This is a genomic window from Mesorhizobium sp. M0077, assembly GCF_040322955.1.
Lineage (GTDB): Bacteria > Pseudomonadota > Alphaproteobacteria > Rhizobiales > Rhizobiaceae > Mesorhizobium.
Genome location: NZ_JAMYUL010000016.1, coordinates 1 through 16,492, shown reverse-complemented (window position 1 = coordinate 16,492; position 16,492 = coordinate 1). Strand labels below are relative to the sequence as shown.

Genomic DNA, 16,492 nt, shown 5'->3' with positions numbered 1-16,492 from the left:
GCCGGCGCGCCGTTGCATAGCCTCAGTCCGTCGCCGCCGATCGCTTGAAGACGATGGTGACCCTGGTTCCCTCGCCGGCACTCGACTTGACGTCGAATTGCGCCTTGGCATTTTCGGTCAGCGACCGCGCGATCAAGGAGCCGAGCTTGCCGGGCCTGGGCCAGGTCTCACCCGTCGGCAGACCGATCCCATCATCGGCGACAGTCACCCGGCAACCATCGCCGCTGACGACGCTGTGCAGCGTGATCGTGCCGCCATCGCGCCCGACGAATGCATGTTTGAGAGCGTTGGTCAGCAACTCATTGACGACCAGGCCTGTCGGCATGGCAACGTTGATGGATACCGGATAGGTATCCACCTTAAGGTCGAGGCGGATACCTTCGACTGCGTGCGACGCCATGACGGCGGACGCGATCTGGCTAAGGTACACGCCAAGATCCACCTCATCCTTCTGCTGGTCAGCCGACAATGTCTGGTAGAGGATTGCCAATGCGTCTACCCGGCCGGCAAGCCTTTCGAAACGCTTCTGGTCCGGTTCGGTGGCGTTGCGGGTTTCCATCCGGATCAAAGCGGTGATCATCTGCAGATTGTTTTTCACCCGATGCTGCAGTTCGCGCAACAGGGTGTCCTTCTCCCGGATGAGCTCCTCCGCGGGTCGCGCGTCCTCGGTCTCACCGTGTGCCGTGACGTCGACAAGCGCCACCAGCCGGAAGCAGAGCTTGCCGTTGTCGTCCTCGATAACGTTGGAATAAACGTCGACGATTGCCGGCTTGTCCTCGCCGCGCTCGAGGCGAAACGTGCCGACGAAATCGGTGTCTTCAACGACAGCCTCGGCGAGCGGCCTGTCCTTCTGCCGATGAAGCCCCCTGCCGGAAAGGGCCGCCCAGTTTTCCCGCGCAAGCTTCGGCGCCTTGAGGTCCGAGAGCTTCTCGAATTCGGGATTGGCGTAGACGACACGTTCCTTCGCGATCAATTCCGAGACGGCGATCGCGATCGGCATCTGGTCGAGAAATTTCTTGAACTGGTCGCTTTCCAGCGCGGTGGCGAGGTCAGGCGTATCGAGCAATTGCTCGACAGCGTCAGCCTTATCGGAGTCTGTCATCTCGGCGCCTGCGTGATGCGTGGAAGCCATCAATATCAGGCATGCAATTCACCCGCCATCTCCAATATCGAAGGGGATACGACAGCGTCACTACTGGTGCGGGCCGCGTCGCGCAGCGCTCCACCGCCTGCCGCTCACGAACGAATTGGACAGAAGGCATTTTTCTCAGGGCCGCCGAACTTTGAAAAGAAATGTCTATGGAATTTGTAGAATTACGCTTTGAATGGGATCTCGGTACTGCTCGCAAGCCTTGGCGGCCTTCGCCTCCTGAGTTGAGATCAGTGCTCTCGTTGCCAAGCAAGTCGGCTCCCGATGAGGGAGTTGCTCCGCCGATCGCTATGCGGCCGGCAGACGGCGGAGCATTGCCACCAGCCCGCGGCTTTAGAGGAAGAGGTTCCCATGACCAGACTTACCCCCGTAGAGCAGATCATCCCGGATGCCGATATTGTCCCGCTTACCGGACGCGTCGGCGCAGAGATCAGGAACATTCGGCTCTCCGGCGACCTGCCGCAGCAGACGGTCGCGGCGATCAACCAGATCCTGTTGCGGCACAAGGTGGTGTTCTTCCGCGACCAGGCGCATCTCGACGATGCCGAGCAGGAGCGCTTTGCCCAGCGTCTCGGCGACCTCGTCCCGCATCCGACCCAAGGTCCCGTCAAGGGAACGGCGTCCATTCTCGAACTCGATTCCAGCCGTGGCGGCGGTCGCGCCGACCAATGGCATACCGATGTCACCTTCGTCGACGCCTATCCGAAATTCTCCGTTCTTCGCGGCGTCGTCATACCGCCGGCCGGCGGCGACACCATCTGGTCGAACACCGCGGCCGCCTATCAGGACCTGCCCGAGCCGTTGAAGCTGCTGGCCGACAATCTCTGGGCGGTGCACAGCAACGCCTACGATTACGCCGCGGTGCGGCCGCGTGCGAGCGCCGCGGAAAAGAAGCACTTCGAGGAAATCTTCACCTCGACGATCTACGAGACCGAGCATCCCGTTGTCCGCGTCCATCCCGAAACAGGCGAGCGCTCGCTGCTGCTCGGCAATTTCGTGCAACGGCTGATCGGTCTTTCCAAAAGCGATTCGGCGAAGCTCTACGAGGTGTTCCAGTCCTATGTCACGGCGCCGGAGAACACCGTGCGCTGGCGCTGGAAGGCCGGCGATGTGGCGATCTGGGACAACCGCGCGACGCAGCACTACGCCGTCAACGATTACGGCGACCAGCACCGGGTGGTCCGTCGCGCCACGGTCGACGGCGACATTCCGGTCAGCGTCGACGGCCGCCGCAGCGCCACCCGCACCAAGGTCGCGAAGCCGGCAGCCGACAAGGCGGCATGAGGCGCGGTCGAACGCGAAGGCCGCTGTTCAGGCGGCCTTCTTCATACGTGACAGCGTATCGGCGACCACCTCACCAAACGAGGACGGCGTCGGCACGATGATCACACCGGCCTCCTTCAGGATTTCGACCTTTTCCTGCGCCGACTCGCCGAAGGCCGAGATGATGGCGCCGGCGTGGCCCATGCGGCGGCCTTTGGGGGCGGAGAGGCCGGCGATGTAGGCGATCAGGGGCTTGCGCATATTATCGCGCGCCCAGATCGCGGCTTCGGCTTCCTGCGGTCCGCCGATCTCGCCGATCATCACCACCGCGTCGGTGTCGTCATCCTGTTCGAACAGTTTCAGCATGTCCTTGAAGGACGAGCCGTTGATCGGGTCGCCGCCAATGCCGACGCTGGTCGAGACGCCGATGCCGAGCGACTTCATCTGCGACGCCGCCTCGTAGCCCAGGGTTCCCGAGCGGCCGACAATGCCGACGCGGCCAGGCAGATAGATGCTGCCGGGCATGATGCCCATCAGCGCCTGTCCGGGCGTGATGACGCCGGCGCAGTTCGGCCCGATCAGCCGCATGCGGTCCTCGTAGCGGTAGCGCAGCATGTAGCGCTTGACCTGCATCATGTCCTGCGACGGGATGCCGTCGGTGATGCAGACGCAGAGTTTTATGCCGGCGTCGGCCGCTTCCATGATCGAATCGGCGGCAAAAGGCGGCGGCACGAAGACGATGCTGGCCTCCGCGCGGGTCTCGCGCACCGCGCCCTTGACCGTGTTGAAGACGGGCAGGCCAAGATGCTTCTGGCCGCCTTTGCCGGGCGTAACGCCGCCGACCAGCTTGGTGCCGTAGCGCTTCATGTCCTCGGCATGGAAGCTGCCGATCTTGCCGGTGAACCCCTGGACGATGACGCGGGTGCTGCGGTTGAGCAGGATTGCCATTTTCTCGACCTCCCTAGAGCATGATGCCGAAAAGTGTGAAGCGGTTTTCGGACGACATCATGCTCCATCTGTTTGATTTTAGAGACGGATTCAGATTTCAGGTCGATTCGACCTGAAATCATCCGGCTCTAGGCTGCTTTTTTCTTGGTGGCCGCGCGCCAGGCAGCGACGGCTTTTTCGGCGGCTTCGGCCAGCGTGTCGGCAACGATTACCGCCTCGCCGGAATCGGCCAGGATGCGGCGGCCTTCCTCGGCCTTGGTGCCGGAGAGACGGACCACCAGCGGCACGTTGACGCCGACCTCGCGTATCGCCTTGATGATGCCTTCGGCGACCCAGTCGCAGCGGTTGATGCCGGCGAAGATGTTGACCAGGATGGTCTCGACATTCTTGTCGCCGAGCACGGCGCGGAAGGATTTCGCCACCCGCTCCGGCGAGGCGCCGCCACCGATGTCGAGGAAGTTGGCCGGTTCGCCGCCGGCGATCTTGATCATGTCCATGGTCGCCATGGCGAGCCCTGCGCCATTGATGATGCAGCCGATGTTGCCGTCGAGGCCGACATAGGAGAGGCCACGGTCGCTGGCAAAAGTTTCGCGCGGATCTTCCTGGCTTTTGTCGCGCAGCTCGGAGATTTCCGGCCGGCGGAACAACGCGTTCTCGTCGAACGACATTTTGGCGTCGAGCGCGATCAGATTGCCGTCGCGGGTCACCACCAGCGGATTGATCTCCAGCATCGAGGCGTCGTAGTCGCGGAACACCTGATAGCAGGCGAAGATGGTTTCGGTCGCCTTGCCGATCAGATTGTGGTCGAGGCCGAGCCCGAAGGCGATCTCGCGCGCCTGGAAACGCTGCATGCCGACGCCGGGATCGACCGATGTGCGCAGGATGGAGTTCGGTGCCTTCTCGACGATGTCCTCGATCTCCATGCCGCCGGCAGCGGACGCCACGATCATGACGCGCTCTTCCTTGCGGTCGAGCACGAAGCCGACATAGAGCTCCTGCGCGATATCGACGGCTTCCTCGAGATACAGGCGCGAAATCAGCTTGCCGCGCGGGTCGGTCTGCTGTGTCACCAGCTTGCGGCCGAGCATGCCCTCGGCCGCGCTGGAAATCTCCTCGTCATTGGCGCACAGTTTGATGCCGCCGGCCTTGCCGCGGGCGCCGGAATGCACCTGCGCCTTCAGCACCCATTTGGCGCCGCCGATCTCGCGGGCCCTGTAGGTCGCCTGCTCGGGGCTGTAGGCCAGCCCGCCGCGCGGCACATGCACGCCGTGGCGTGCCAGCAGTTCCTTGGCCTGATATTCGTGGATGTCCATTTTGTCCTCCCTGAACAGTCAATGCGTGGCGACGCGCGGCTCGCTAGAGAATTGGCTGGCCCGTTCGATTGCCTCGTTGACCACCAGAACATTGCGCGCCATGCGTTCCGACGCTGCGTCGATCATCTTGCCGTCGAGTGCGGCCGCTCCCTTGCCCTGCGCCTCCGCCTCCTTCAGCACTTCGAGGATGCGCCGGGCGCGGGTGACCTCTTTTTCCGGTGGAGAGAAGACGTCGTTGGCAAGCGCGATCTGCGAGGGGTGGATCGCCCACTTGCCTTCGATGCCCAGCGCCGCCGCGCGCCTGGCGCCAGCGATGTAGCCCTCCGGATCGGAGAAGTCGCCGAACGGCCCGTCAATGGCGCGCAAGCCATAGGCGCGGCAGGCGACGGTCATGCGCGACAGAGCGAAATGCCACTGATCGCCGGGATAGTCGGGGTTGAGGCCGCCAATGTTGACCGTGCGCGCCTTGCAGCTTGCCGCATAGTCGGCGACGCCGAAATGCATGGCTTCCAGCCGGCCGGGTGTCGCGGCAATCGCCTCGACATTGGCCATGCCGAGCGCGGTCTCGATCAGCGCTTCGAGGCCGACGCGGGTCCTGAAACCCTTTGCCATCTCGATCTGGTTGACCATGGCCTCGACCATGTAGAGGTCGGCCGGCACGCCGACCTTCGGCACCAAAATGGTGTCCAGCCGGTCACCGGCCTGCTCCATGACGTCAACCACGTCGCGGTACATGTAGTGCGTGTCGAGGCCGTTGATGCGCACCGAGACGGTCTTGCCCTTGGCGCGCCAGTCGATGTCGTTGAGCGCCTGGATGATGTTCTTGCGGGCGCGTTCCTTGTCGGGCGGGGCGACCGCATCCTCGATGTCGAGGAAGATGAAGTCGGCGGCGCTGTTGGCCGCCTTGTCGATCATTTCCGGGCTGGAGCCTGGAACCGCCAGCTCGCTGCGCTGCAGCCGTAATTTCTTGAGGTGGTTGATGGTGTGGCTCATTGTCGGCTCCTCAGGCGGCTTCGGCGACCGGCACGGCGGCCGAGGCGCGGAAGTGCTGGATGGCGGCGCCGACGCCGGAGCCGGGCGCCAGCCGTACGCCGCAGTCGAGCAGCGCCATTTCGGCGGCCGAGAGCGAGGCCAGCACCATCACCTCGTTCAGCCAGCCGAGATGGCCGATGCGGAAGACCTTGCCGATCACCTTGTTGAGGCCGCCGCCGAGCGCGGTCTGGTATTTCTGGTAGGCGCGCTTGACCACATCGCCGCTGTCGACGCCGTCCGGCACCAGGATGGCGCTGACGGTGTCGGAGTGCCATTTAGGCGTCTTGGCGCAGAGCTTCAGGCCCCAGGCGTCGACCGCCTTGCGCACGCCTTCGGCGAGGCGATGGTGACGGGCGAAGATGTTTTCTAGCCCTTCCTCGGCGATCAGGTCGAGCGAGGCGCGCAGGCCGCGCAGCAGCTGAGTAGCCGGCGTATAAGGGAAATAGCCGGCGTCGTTGGCGCGGATCATATCTTCGAAGGAGAAGAAACAGCGGCGGTGGGTGGCGCTCCGCGAGGCCACCAGCGCCTTCTTGCTGACGGAGAGGAAACCGAGGCCGGCGGGCAGCATGAAACCCTTCTGCGAGCCGCTGACCGCGCAATCGACGCCCCATTCCTCCTGGCGAAAGTCGATCGAGCCGATCGACGAGACGCCGTCGACGAAGAGCAAAGCAGGGTGGTTGGCGTCATCGAGCGCGGCGCGGCAGCCGGCGACGTCGCTGGTCACGCCGGTCGCGGTCTCGTTTTGGGTGCAGAAGACTGCCTTGATGCGGTGCGCCTTGTCGGCCCTGAGCCGCTCGGCATAGAGCTCGAGCGGCACGCCGGTTCCCCATTCGCAGTCGATGACATCGACCTCGAAGCCGAGCCGTTCGGCCATGTCGACCCACAGATGCGAGAACTGGCCGAAGCGCGACATCAGCACGCGGTCACCGGGGCTGAGCACATTGGTCATCGCCGCTTCCCAGGCGCCGGTGCCGGAGGAGGGATAGATGAAGACGCGGCCGGTCTCGTTCTTGAACACCGTCTTGATGTCTTCGAACAGCGGTAGCGTGAGATCGGGGAAGGATGCTGCACGCATGTCCTCCATCGGCAGGTTCATCGCCTGGCGGACCTGTTCGGGAATGTTGGTCGGTCCGGGAATGAAAAGATGGGTGAAACCGGCCATGTCGCGAACTCCTCCTGATCCAGCAAAGCGGTGATGGGGAGTTTCGTTTCGACGGCTAATGGCAACAACACCTCAAGAGGTAACATCTTGCCGCGCGCGGGTGGGGGTTGCCTACCCGGGTGACCTACCCGCGGCTCATCGCTTTCCTACCCGAACGGCTGCTTCTGGGTACGCCGCTCGCGCGCATAGAGCGCGACGGCCATCGCCCGGTTGCGGACGTCGAGCTTGTCGTAGAGATTCTTGAGGTGATACTTCACCGTGTTCTCGGAAATCCCCGTACGCGTCGCGATCTGCAAATTGGTCCAGCCGTCGGACAGCACGGCCAGCAGTTCGCGCTCGCGCACGGTGAGCAGCGACAAGGGCGTGTCGTTGACCTTATTGATGTCGATGTAGGGGATGCAGATGCGTCCATGCGCGACGGCCAGGATGGTCTCGAAGATGATCGCTGGATCGTCGAACTGGAAGCAGTAGCCCTGGGCGCCGAGGCGCACGCACTGCTTCAGGATGCCGATGTCGTGGTCGTTGGAAAACACCGCGATGCGCACGCCGAGCTTGCGGCTGTGAACCTCGGCCAGCACATCGGCGCCGTCCATGTCGGCAAGCTTCCACCCGATGATTGCGACGTCGAATTCGCCTTCCGCTGCCAACTCAAGAAAATGCCTGCCGCTTTGCACGCAGGCCAGGAGCTCGAAGCGCCCGTCGCAGTCCAGCATGTCGCGCAGCGCCGATATCACGAGCGGATTGCGTTCGGCCACGACCACGCGCACGCGCCGTTCCTCGATTGCTTTCTGCGTCTGCGACCTGATCTTCAAGGGCTTCCGGCTGTTCTGGTTGTCGCCTGGGCGGGTCCGGCCTTTGCCTGAACCTGCATCATGACAATTCTGCCCCAACCGTGCTGGGGTGCTCTTTCCCCAGCGACATGCGCTGTCGCGCCGCCTGAATCCTGGGCGGCGTCATATCCTGATGAAATCGCTCTCGCCCATATGCAGGGCGGGGCGCATTTCGTTTGATATTACCGTGCGTTGCGCGCTAGACCTGACAGGCACCTTTTCCGAAATTCCCATGGCGGGAGCCGCTGGTGGAACGCCAGGACGACCACACGACCGGCGCCAAAGCCGCTGACGATGCCCACGCCGACATCTATGGCGAGGACGGCGCCGTTCTGTCATCATTCCTCGCCCAGATCGGGGCGGCGATCGCCGATCGCGATACGCTGACGCTGAAGCGCGAAGTCGACGACCTGCACCAGTCGGAACTTGGCGATCTGCTCGAGGCCCTGCACCCCGAACAGCGTCGCGCCCTTGTCGAACTGCTCGGCGCCGACTTCGACTTCTCGTCGCTGACCGAGGTCGACGAGGCGATCCGCCGCGATATCGTCGACAATATGCCCAATGAGCAAATTGCCCAGGGCATGCAGGACCTCGATTCCGACGACGCGGTCTACATTCTCGAAGATCTTGAAAAGGAAGACCAGGACGAGATCCTGTCGCAGCTGCCGTTCACCGAGCGGATCAGGCTGCGCCGCTCGCTCGACTACCCGGAAGAGACCGCCGGCCGCCGCATGCAGACCGAGTTCGTCGCCGTGCCGCCGTTCTGGACCATAGGCCAGACCATCGACTACATGCGCGAAGACAAGAACCTGCCCGAGCGCTTCAGCCAGATCTTCGTCATCGATCCAAGCTTCAAGTTGCTCGGCGCCATCGACCTCGACCAGATCCTGCGCACCAAGCGCACGACCAAGGTCGGAGACGTGATGCACGAGACGAGGCACGCCATTCCGGCCACGATGGACCAGGAAGAGGCCGCGCGCGAATTCGAACAATACGATCTTCTGTCCGCCGCCGTCGTCGACGAGAATGAGCGGCTGGTCGGCGTGCTGACCATCGACGACGTCGTCGACGTCATCCAGCAGGAGGCCGAGGAAGATCTGTTGCGCATGGGCGGCGTCGGCGACGAAGAGCTGTCCGACAGCATTTTGTCGACCTCGCGCTCGCGCGTGCCCTGGCTGCTCGTCAATCTTCTGACCGCGTTCCTGGCAGCTTCGGTGATCGGCCTGTTCGACCGCACGATCGAGCATATCGTGGCGCTGGCCGTGCTGATGCCGATCGTGGCCGGCATGGGCGGCAATGCGGGCTCGCAGACCATGACCGTCACCGTGCGGGCGCTGGCGACCAAGGACCTCGACATCTACAATGCCGGCCGCATCATCCGCCGCGAAATGGGCGTGGGTTCCATCAACGGCATCATCTTCGCCGTGCTGATCGGCATCGTGGCGGCAGCCTGGTTCCGCGATCCCAATCTGGGCGGCATCATCGCGGCTGCGATGATCATCAACATGTTCGTGGCAGCCCTTGCCGGCATCCTGATCCCGCTGCTGCTCGACCGGTTCAAGATCGATCCGGCCGTGGCGTCGGCGGTCTTCGTCACCACGGTCACCGATGTCGTCGGCTTTTTCGCCTTTCTGGGGCTGGCTACCTGGTGGTTCGCTATACCTTGAAGAAACTAGGCGTGCGGTCTCAATTGACTTTTACGTAAATGCCGTGCGAGGCTTGCGCGGGGTTCCATGCCGAGTCCGGTCTGGAACGGGGTTGATCGGAACGCGTTGGAAATGCTGGGCGACCGGCCGTTTTCGGATGTTCCGACATTTGGAGCGAGAATGCGGGAATATTATTCGATCACGGAACTGACCCGCGAATTCGACGTGTCGACGCGGACGCTGCGCTTTTACGAAGACGAGGGGCTGGTGCAACCGGTGCGGCGTGGCCGTACAAGGCTGTTTCGCCCGTCGGACCGGCATCTGATCCGTCAGATCATGCGCGGAAAACGGCTCGGCTTCTCGATCAACGAGATCCGCGAAATCATCCAGATGTACAAGGAGCCGCCCGGTGAGGTCGGTCAACTCAACCTGATGATCAAGCGCATCGAGGAAAAGCGCGAGGATTTGCGCCAGAAGCGGCGCGACCTGGAAGAGACGCTGGCGGAGCTCGACCAGGCGGAGGAGTCTTGTGTGGAGCGGTTGGTGGAGCTGGGTGTGAATACCTGAGCGGGCTCATCGCGCGTTGAGCGGCGATCGCCAACGTTTGGGGTTAGCCGAAAACGCTCACCCTGTCGTCATCCCTAGGGTCTCCGCGACGGAGCTTCGCTCCTGCTTCGCCCTAGGATGACGAAGTTGCCAAGGCTTCCGCTAATCGCTGCGGTCTGCAGACCACCCCCGCCTCAAATCCAGCGCCTGACCCGCTTCGCATAGTCGCGGTACTTCTTGCCGAATTTGGCGAACAGCACCTTCTCCTCGCTCTCGATGGCGACCTTCTGCGTTGCAAATGCCGCGATCAAAGCCAGCGGCAGGAACCATACGATCCCCGAGACGAAGGCAACGCCGATCAAAAGCAGCGTGTTGGCCAGATACATCGGGTTGCGCGTGACGCCGAACGGGCCAGACGTCACCAGATGCTCCGGCACGCCATTGGGGTTCATCGTCGTTTTGGCCCGGATCATGGTGCGGATAGCGGTGAACCAGAGGGCTGCAACGGCAAACAGCACCACAAAGCCGGCGGCAAACAAAAGGTCGCCCAAGAGGTCGCCGATCCAGGGCAGCGGATAGAACAGGCCGAGCACGATGCTGATGGCGATGGCGGCGATGTAGATCACCGGCGGCCACGGGATCAGCCGTGGTCTCGATAGATCGGGTTTTGCCAGCCCGGGTTTTGTGAGCTTGTCGGTCATTGTTGCCCTCCCTGCGTCATCGGGCTCTCCTCCGTCCTGGCGGTGCAGATGCCGGCGAGTTCACCGAGATGCGCTTTGAACTCCGGGGTCTGGTCGCCATTGTAGAGCCGGTCGAATGCCGCTTCGCTTTGCAGCGTGTCCAGCATGCACACACAATAGCTGGTGCAGAACTCCGTGTCGCGCTGCTGTTCGCAAGATACCTGGCATTCCTTGAGGAAGACCACTTCCCTTGTTTCGACGGGCGCCGGCGCAATCTGCGAGAACAGCCAGACGCAGCCGAACAGCAGCGGCTGGTGGATCAGGTAGAAAGCCAGGCTGTGGCGGCCGATGAAGGTGAGCGGCCTGGTCCAGCTTCCTGATCCCAGCGTGGCCAGCCGCGCCAGCAGGCCGGTGGTGGACGCAAACTTTCCCGCGGCGATGCCGAGAAGTACGGCGCCGAACCAGGGAAACAGCGGCACGTAATCGTTGGAGCGCGGGTTGATCGCCGACAGGCCGACCCACCACAGCGCCGGATGATCGAAGGCTTCGGATCGGAGATAGAGGGGGACTGCGATCACCAAAGCTGCCACGAAAAGCGTCAGCAAGGACGGCAGCCGCAAGAACAAAAGGCCGAGCAGGCTGGCCAGCGCGATCTCCTGCAGGATGCCGAAGAAGATGAAGCTGTCCGGCGTGATGAAGTACGTGACCGCCGATATAGCGGCGGCCGCGACGGCGACCATGGCAAAGCGTTTCCAGAAGCCGGTCCAGCGGATCTGCCTGCCATGCGCGAGAAACAGGCTGACGCCGACCAGGAACAGGAAGGTCGAGGCGATGCAGCGCGCATAGATCTTCCACCAGCCGACGGCGGTGAGGCCGGGATCGGTGTAGTGGAAATTTTCGAGATCCCAGGTGAAGTGGTAGCTCGCCATGGCGATCAGCGCGATGCCGCGTACGACATCGATGGCGACGATGCGCTTCGGTTGATCTCGCTTCAGTTGATCTCCAGGGGGTGCGGTATGGATGCTCATGGTCTCGCGATCTGATTCAGCCCCAAAGACGACTATCACGGTTGCACCGGACAAAAGAAGGCCGCCCTCTACGCTCCGGGTCGCGCCGTGCGGCTGCATCGGGCGGCGCTTTAGGCCAGAGCCGGAAAGCCTTTGGCCGAATTCGCTTTTTGCCGGGAAGGGGTCGGTTTCCTGTTACCGGCGGAGGAAGCGCCAGCGCAGATTTGACGCCGCGAGTCTGATTTGGGGATCAAATGTCCACCCATGTGCGCCATCCGATCTGGCTTCCGGCCCTGCGTCCGGCGGATGCCCGCACCTTTGCCTCGCTCTATGCGGTCGAATCCTTCGCCCGCGCCACGATATCGAGCGTCATCCCGATCCAGGCCTATGAGATTCTGCACAACGAGCAGATCGTCTCGATCCTATACACCATCGTGGCGCTGCTCGGCCTGTCGGTGACCTTGTTCATGCCGATGCTGATCCGCAGGTTTGCCCGGCGCTGGGTCTATACCGCCGGCGCCTGCCTGCTGGCGATGGGCTCGCTGTTCTTCGTCACCCACACGCTTGCCGGGCAACTGGCAGGCATGCTGTGCCGCGTCATGGGGGCGAGCGCGCTGTCGATCACGCTCAACCTCTACATCATGGATCACATCCGCAAGACCGATTTCATGCAGGCCGAATCGCTGCGCATGGCGTGGTCGATGCTTGCCTGGACCGGCGGGCCGACACTCGGCATCTTCCTCTACACACGCTACGGCATCTATGCCGCGCATGGCGCGGTGGCGGTGTTTGCGTTGGCCTTGCTGGCGCTGTTCTGGACCTACAGGCTGGGCGACAACCAGTCGATCCGGCCTGGCAAGACGCGGCCGGCCAATCCGCTGGCCAATATCGGCCGCTTCGTAGCACAACCCAGGCTCAGGCTGGCCTGGCTGATCGCCTTCGGCCGCTCCTGCTTCTGGACGACGTTCTTCGTCTACGGGCCGCTGTTCATGGTGATTACCGGCGAGGGCAAGCTTGCCGGCGGCCTGCTGGTTTCGGCCGGCAATGCGCTGTTGTTCATGGCGATCTTCTGGGGCAAAGCGGGAAAACGCTTCGGCGGCCGGCGCACCATGACCTTCGCCTATTTCGCGATGTCGGCGACGCTGCTTGCGGCGGGCGCGGTCGGCACTACCGCGCCGCTGCTTACGGGCTTTTTCCTGCTCTGCGGCGCCTTCTTCACCATCGCGCTCGATGCACTGGGCTCGACCGCCTTCATGCGCTCGGTGCGGTCCTATGAGCGGGCGCAGATGGCCGCGGTCTACCGCACCTATCTCGACTTTTCCGAGCTGACGCCGCCGCTGGTCTATTCGGTGGTGCTGGCGTTTTTCGGCCTCGGCTCGGTGTTCGTGACGCTGGGCATCCTGGCCGCGGTTTGCGGCTTTATCACCTGGCGCTATCTGCCGAAGTCGCTTTAGTCGCCGATCAGGCGGTTGCCTCAAGCGCTGCATGCCGCTCGCGCACCCAGTTGTGGAAGCGGTGCAGATCGTACTCCTCCGGCATTAGCACGCCGGCCCGGTGCCGCATCGAGCGCAGGCCTTTCTGATTGATCTCGCAGATCGCGGCATCCTCCTCCAGCACCTGGGTGCCGAAGGCGACGACATTGTCGGTGTCGGTCTCAGCCAGCGCCTCGGGCGCGAACAGCCATTCGGCGGTGAGTTCGGTCTGTTCGGGACCGAGCGGCATCAGTCGCACCGTCCTGACATAATCGACATGGCCGACGATGAACATCGAGGGCAGGCTGGTGGCATAGGTCTGTCCGGCCGCACGCTCGGCTGGCGTCAGGCCCGGGAAGACCGGGCCATGGGCGTGTCCGTCGCGCGACCAGGTCTCGGCGCCGGCGCGCAGGCCACCCGAAAACTCCGGTGCGTCATTGTCGGCATGGCGGACCCAGTCGGGGTCGTCGTGCCGGCTCATCAGGCCGCGGCCGTATATCGGCACCAGCCGAGACAGGTCCTTGTGGACGCCTGGGCAATGCAGGCACTCGTTGAAGTTCTCCCAGAAGATTTTCCAGTTGCAGTTCATCACCTTGCGCAGGACATGGCCTGATACCAGCGTTTCCAGCGGCCAGTTGGCGAGGTCGCCGGATGCGGGATCGAAGGAGGTCTCGGCGGAGCCGGCCGTCGCCTGCTGAAGGTTCACAAAGACAAAGCCGCGCCACACCGACAGCGCCACCCGGTAGAGCGGATGATCTGCCTTGTCGAAACCATCTGGCAGCGATTTCGAGGGAACGCGCACGAGATCGCCGCGCAGCGAGTAGGACCAGGCATGGTAGGGGCAAGTGATGAGCCGCGCTTTCAGCCGGCCCTCGCTTTCCTGGCAAAGCTGCGAGCCGCGATGCCGGCAGGTGTTGTGGAAGGCGCGCAACTCGCCGGTGTCGTCGCGCAGCACGACGATTTCCTGCGTGCCGACGCGGAATGTCCTGAATGCCAAAGGCTGGGCAAGATCGGCCTCGCGGCAGACGAGCAGCCAGCTTTTGTACCAGATGGCCTCGAGATCGCGCTGGTAAGCCTCGCTATCCCAATAGGCCGATGACGGTAGCGTCGGTTCGGCCCGGCTCAGGCCGTTATAGGGGTCGCGCTCGCTCGGGTTGGGATGCATGGCTGGCTTCCTATGAAGCGTCAGCCGACACCCCGGCAAATCGTTTGTCAATCAGAGTGCCGCATTGCCGGTTGCAGGCGCGGCGCATAATCATGTCGTGGACATGGGACATTCGGAATTGGGGGGATTCGGACGTGGCCGCACGACAGATGTCGCTTACGCCGGAGCTGGTCGCGCGCTGCTGGCGCGAGATCAGGGACCCCGGGCCGGATCCGGACGCGATGCATCTCGATGAAGCCGACTATGACGCGCTGCTGGATGAATTGCAGGTCGAACTCCCGGACAGCGAACCGCTATGGCTGTTCGGCTATGGATCGCTGATCTGGAAACCGGAAATAGATTATGTCGAGGACCGCGTTGCCTTGGCGCGCGGCTGGCATCGGTCCTTTTGCATGAACATGACGCGCTGGCGCGGCACCAAGGACAGCCCCGGCCTGATGATGGCGCTGGACCGTGGCGGACAATGCAAGGGCGTCGCCTTTCGGCTGACCGACAATAACCGGCGCGAGCAGTTGGGCCGGCTTTTCCGGCGCGAAGTCACGCTGAAGCCGACAAGCTACCGGCCGCGCATGCTGAAGCTTGAAAGCGAGGCCGGACCGCTCAGGGCATTGGCCTTCGTCATCAACCGCAACGGCCTGACCTATTCCGGCCCGCTCGACGAGGGCAAGGTCGTCGAAAGGCTGGCCACGTCCTGCGGGCACTGGGGGTCGGGCGCCGACTATCTCTACAACACGGTGAAAAACCTTGAAGAGCGCGGCATTCACGATCGCCATCTGTGGCGGCTGCAGCGGCTGGTTGCCGAGCGGATCACCGCGTTGAACCCGTAACGCCGCATGGCGCATTCGCGCTGTTGGCCGGCGGAATTTGGTTTGCCGGATGCGGCCGTTTCAGCCTATAGTCATGCATGTCGTCGGTTCCGTTAGGGACCAAGAGGGAATGCGGTGAGGGCTGACTTGTTGCCCAATGCCGTGGCTGCCCCCGCAACTGTGTGCGGTAGTCCTCTCCAAGCCACTGGGGATTTTTTCTTCGGGAAGGTGGGGAAGGGCGCTGATCCGCGAGCCAGGAGACCTGCCGGCGACAGGGAACTGACTTCGATGCCCTCGGGTGGAGGGCGAAAGGACAAGATATGAATACCGCTTCCGTCTCCCTCGGCGCTTCCGTCTCCTCGCAGTCGCGCTTCATGCAGCTCGTGCTTAGCGCGTTTCTGGGCATTTTCGTCGTCGGCGTTGTCGGTTTCTCGCACATCGATGCGGTCCACAATGCGGCGCACGACTATCGCCATTCGATGGCGTTTCCCTGCCACTGACGAGGATCTGACATCATGAACCTGTTTCGCAACGTCGTGTTCATCGCGGCGATCGCAGGGCTCGTGGCCGGTGTCGCTCTCGCCTGCATGCAGGCCTACGCCACCGTGCCGCTGATCCTCAAGGCGGAGGTCTACGAAAAGGCTGGTGGCGGCCACGAGCATCAGCATGCCGCGGTGCCCGCCGCCAACGCTGCGGACACCAATGCCATGAGCACCGCCGCGCCGGCGGAAAATGCGGTGAGCAGCGCAGCACCGGCTGAAGCAGCCGCGCCGGCGGAGGACGAAGGCTGGGCACCGGCCGACGGCTTCGAGCGTTTCGCCTTCAGTGTCGTCGCCAATATCGTCACCGGCATCGGCTTCGCGCTGGTCCTGGTGGCGGTTTCCGAATTCGCCGGCGGCATCGGCAGCTGGCGCCAGGGCGTGTTCTGGGGTCTGGCGGGCTTTGCCGTGTTCACGCTGGCGCCGGGGCTCGGCCTGCCGCCGGAACTGCCGGCAATGCCGGCGGCCGATCTCATACAGCGCCAGATCTGGTGGTGGGCAACGGTGATGGCAACCGCGATCGGTCTTGCCCTTATCACCTTCCGCACGTCGGCGCCCCTGACCGTGCTCGCCGTCGTCCTGATCGTCGCCCCGCATATTGTCGGCGCGCCGCAGCCTGACAGTTTCGTAACGCCGATCCCGGAGGGCCTGCATCATCAGTTCGTGGTGGCGGTGACGCTGACCAATCTGGTGTTCTGGCTGGTGCTCGGCGCAGTTGTCGGCATAGTGCGCGCGCGCTTCACCGGCACCGCGACCAGCCTGCGCGACAGCTTTGCCTGATCGCAGTTTGACCTTCATCATCGGCGGTGGGGGGGGGGGGGCGGGGCGGCCGCGGCGCGCAAATAGACACCGCCGGGGGCCCGCCACCGCCACCAAAAAAACCCCGCCCCCCGCACCACAACCACTGAAAAAAAAAAAAAAAGCCGACGCAAA

The 16,492-nt window shown here is 63.3% G+C and carries 16 protein-coding genes and 1 riboswitch; of the genes, 7 read left to right on the top strand and 9 right to left on the bottom strand.

What is annotated here, in order from left to right; genetic code table 11:
• Positions 1-22: 22 nt before the first annotated feature.
• Positions 23-1,102, bottom strand: a complete 1,080-nt coding sequence (locus tag NKJ57_RS25325) for a sensor histidine kinase (RefSeq protein WP_023685214.1) — start codon at positions 1,100-1,102, stop codon at positions 23-25.
• Positions 1,103-1,501: 399 nt separating this feature from the next.
• On the opposite strand from NKJ57_RS25325, the gene NKJ57_RS25320 reads away from it, so the two are divergent.
• On the top strand, positions 1,502-2,434 hold the full coding sequence (locus NKJ57_RS25320; RefSeq protein WP_023685215.1) for a TauD/TfdA dioxygenase family protein: 933 nt from the start codon (positions 1,502-1,504) through the stop codon (positions 2,432-2,434).
• 27 nt (positions 2,435-2,461) lie between these two features.
• Here the strand turns inward: NKJ57_RS25320 and sucD are convergent, their stop codons facing one another.
• The 5 genes from sucD to NKJ57_RS25295 all read right to left on the bottom strand — a co-directional run bounded on the left by sucD (position 2,462) and on the right by NKJ57_RS25295 (position 7,680).
• Complete coding sequence (sucD, locus tag NKJ57_RS25315; RefSeq protein WP_023670795.1) at positions 2,462-3,361, bottom strand: succinate--CoA ligase subunit alpha; 900 nt, start codon at positions 3,359-3,361, stop codon at positions 2,462-2,464.
• A 128-nt stretch (positions 3,362-3,489) separates the two neighbouring features.
• Positions 3,490-4,674: a malate--CoA ligase subunit beta gene (locus tag NKJ57_RS25310; RefSeq protein ID WP_023712720.1), complete on the bottom strand. Its 1,185-nt coding sequence runs from the start codon at positions 4,672-4,674 to the stop codon at positions 3,490-3,492.
• Positions 4,675-4,692: 18 nt separating this feature from the next.
• On the bottom strand, positions 4,693-5,667 hold the full coding sequence (locus NKJ57_RS25305) for an HpcH/HpaI aldolase/citrate lyase family protein (RefSeq protein ID WP_023670793.1): 975 nt from the start codon (positions 5,665-5,667) through the stop codon (positions 4,693-4,695).
• A 10-nt stretch (positions 5,668-5,677) separates the two neighbouring features.
• The gene (locus tag NKJ57_RS25300; RefSeq protein WP_023731220.1) at positions 5,678-6,868 is read right to left on the bottom strand and encodes an aminotransferase class V-fold PLP-dependent enzyme; all 1,191 of its coding nucleotides are present in this window, start codon (positions 6,866-6,868) and stop codon (positions 5,678-5,680) included.
• Positions 6,869-7,014: 146 nt separating this feature from the next.
• Positions 7,015-7,680 carry a response regulator transcription factor gene (locus NKJ57_RS25295; RefSeq protein ID WP_023670791.1) on the bottom strand — a complete coding sequence of 222 codons (666 nt, stop codon included), beginning with the start codon at positions 7,678-7,680 and terminating at the stop codon, positions 7,015-7,017.
• A 266-nt stretch (positions 7,681-7,946) separates the two neighbouring features.
• Here NKJ57_RS25295 and mgtE point away from each other — a divergent pair, with 266 nt between their 5' ends.
• Both mgtE and NKJ57_RS25285 read left to right on the top strand, forming a co-directional pair.
• Positions 7,947-9,365 carry a magnesium transporter gene (gene mgtE, locus NKJ57_RS25290; RefSeq protein WP_352513077.1) on the top strand — a complete coding sequence of 473 codons (1,419 nt, stop codon included), beginning with the start codon at positions 7,947-7,949 and terminating at the stop codon, positions 9,363-9,365.
• A gap of 159 nt (positions 9,366-9,524) precedes the next feature.
• On the top strand, positions 9,525-9,911 hold the full coding sequence (locus NKJ57_RS25285; protein WP_023685221.1) for a MerR family transcriptional regulator: 387 nt from the start codon (positions 9,525-9,527) through the stop codon (positions 9,909-9,911).
• A gap of 173 nt (positions 9,912-10,084) precedes the next feature.
• Here the strand turns inward: NKJ57_RS25285 and NKJ57_RS25280 are convergent, their stop codons facing one another.
• Both NKJ57_RS25280 and NKJ57_RS25275 read right to left on the bottom strand, forming a co-directional pair.
• Entirely contained in the window at positions 10,085-10,591 is a 507-nt protein-coding gene (locus tag NKJ57_RS25280) for a methyltransferase family protein (RefSeq protein ID WP_352513079.1), read from the bottom strand.
• A complete protein-coding gene (locus tag NKJ57_RS25275; protein ID WP_352513080.1) occupies positions 10,588-11,598 on the bottom strand; it encodes an acetyltransferase domain-containing protein in 1,011 nt (336 codons plus the stop codon). The genes NKJ57_RS25280 and NKJ57_RS25275 overlap by 4 nt, the downstream gene beginning before the upstream one ends.
• Before the next feature lie 233 nt (positions 11,599-11,831).
• Here NKJ57_RS25275 and NKJ57_RS25270 point away from each other — a divergent pair, with 233 nt between their 5' ends.
• A complete protein-coding gene (locus NKJ57_RS25270; protein ID WP_352513082.1) occupies positions 11,832-13,031 on the top strand; it encodes an MFS transporter in 1,200 nt (399 codons plus the stop codon).
• A gap of 7 nt (positions 13,032-13,038) precedes the next feature.
• Here the strand turns inward: NKJ57_RS25270 and NKJ57_RS25265 are convergent, their stop codons facing one another.
• Entirely contained in the window at positions 13,039-14,214 is a 1,176-nt protein-coding gene (locus NKJ57_RS25265) for an aromatic ring-hydroxylating oxygenase subunit alpha (RefSeq protein WP_352513083.1), read from the bottom strand.
• A gap of 134 nt (positions 14,215-14,348) precedes the next feature.
• Here NKJ57_RS25265 and NKJ57_RS25260 point away from each other — a divergent pair, with 134 nt between their 5' ends.
• The 3 genes from NKJ57_RS25260 (at position 14,349) to NKJ57_RS25250 (ending at position 16,339) form a co-directional block, all read left to right on the top strand.
• On the top strand, positions 14,349-15,041 hold the full coding sequence (locus tag NKJ57_RS25260; RefSeq protein ID WP_352513084.1) for a gamma-glutamylcyclotransferase: 693 nt from the start codon (positions 14,349-14,351) through the stop codon (positions 15,039-15,041).
• Between the two features lie 67 nt (positions 15,042-15,108).
• A riboswitch (cobalamin riboswitch) is annotated at positions 15,109-15,304 on the top strand.
• Positions 15,305-15,340: 36 nt separating this feature from the next.
• The gene (locus NKJ57_RS25255; protein ID WP_023670784.1) at positions 15,341-15,520 is read left to right on the top strand and encodes a CbtB domain-containing protein; all 180 of its coding nucleotides are present in this window, start codon (positions 15,341-15,343) and stop codon (positions 15,518-15,520) included.
• Positions 15,521-15,535: 15 nt separating this feature from the next.
• Positions 15,536-16,339 (top strand): CbtA family protein, encoded by an 804-nt coding sequence (locus tag NKJ57_RS25250; RefSeq protein WP_352513086.1) that lies wholly within the window; start codon positions 15,536-15,538, stop codon positions 16,337-16,339.
• The last annotated feature ends 153 nt before the right edge of the window (positions 16,340-16,492 follow it).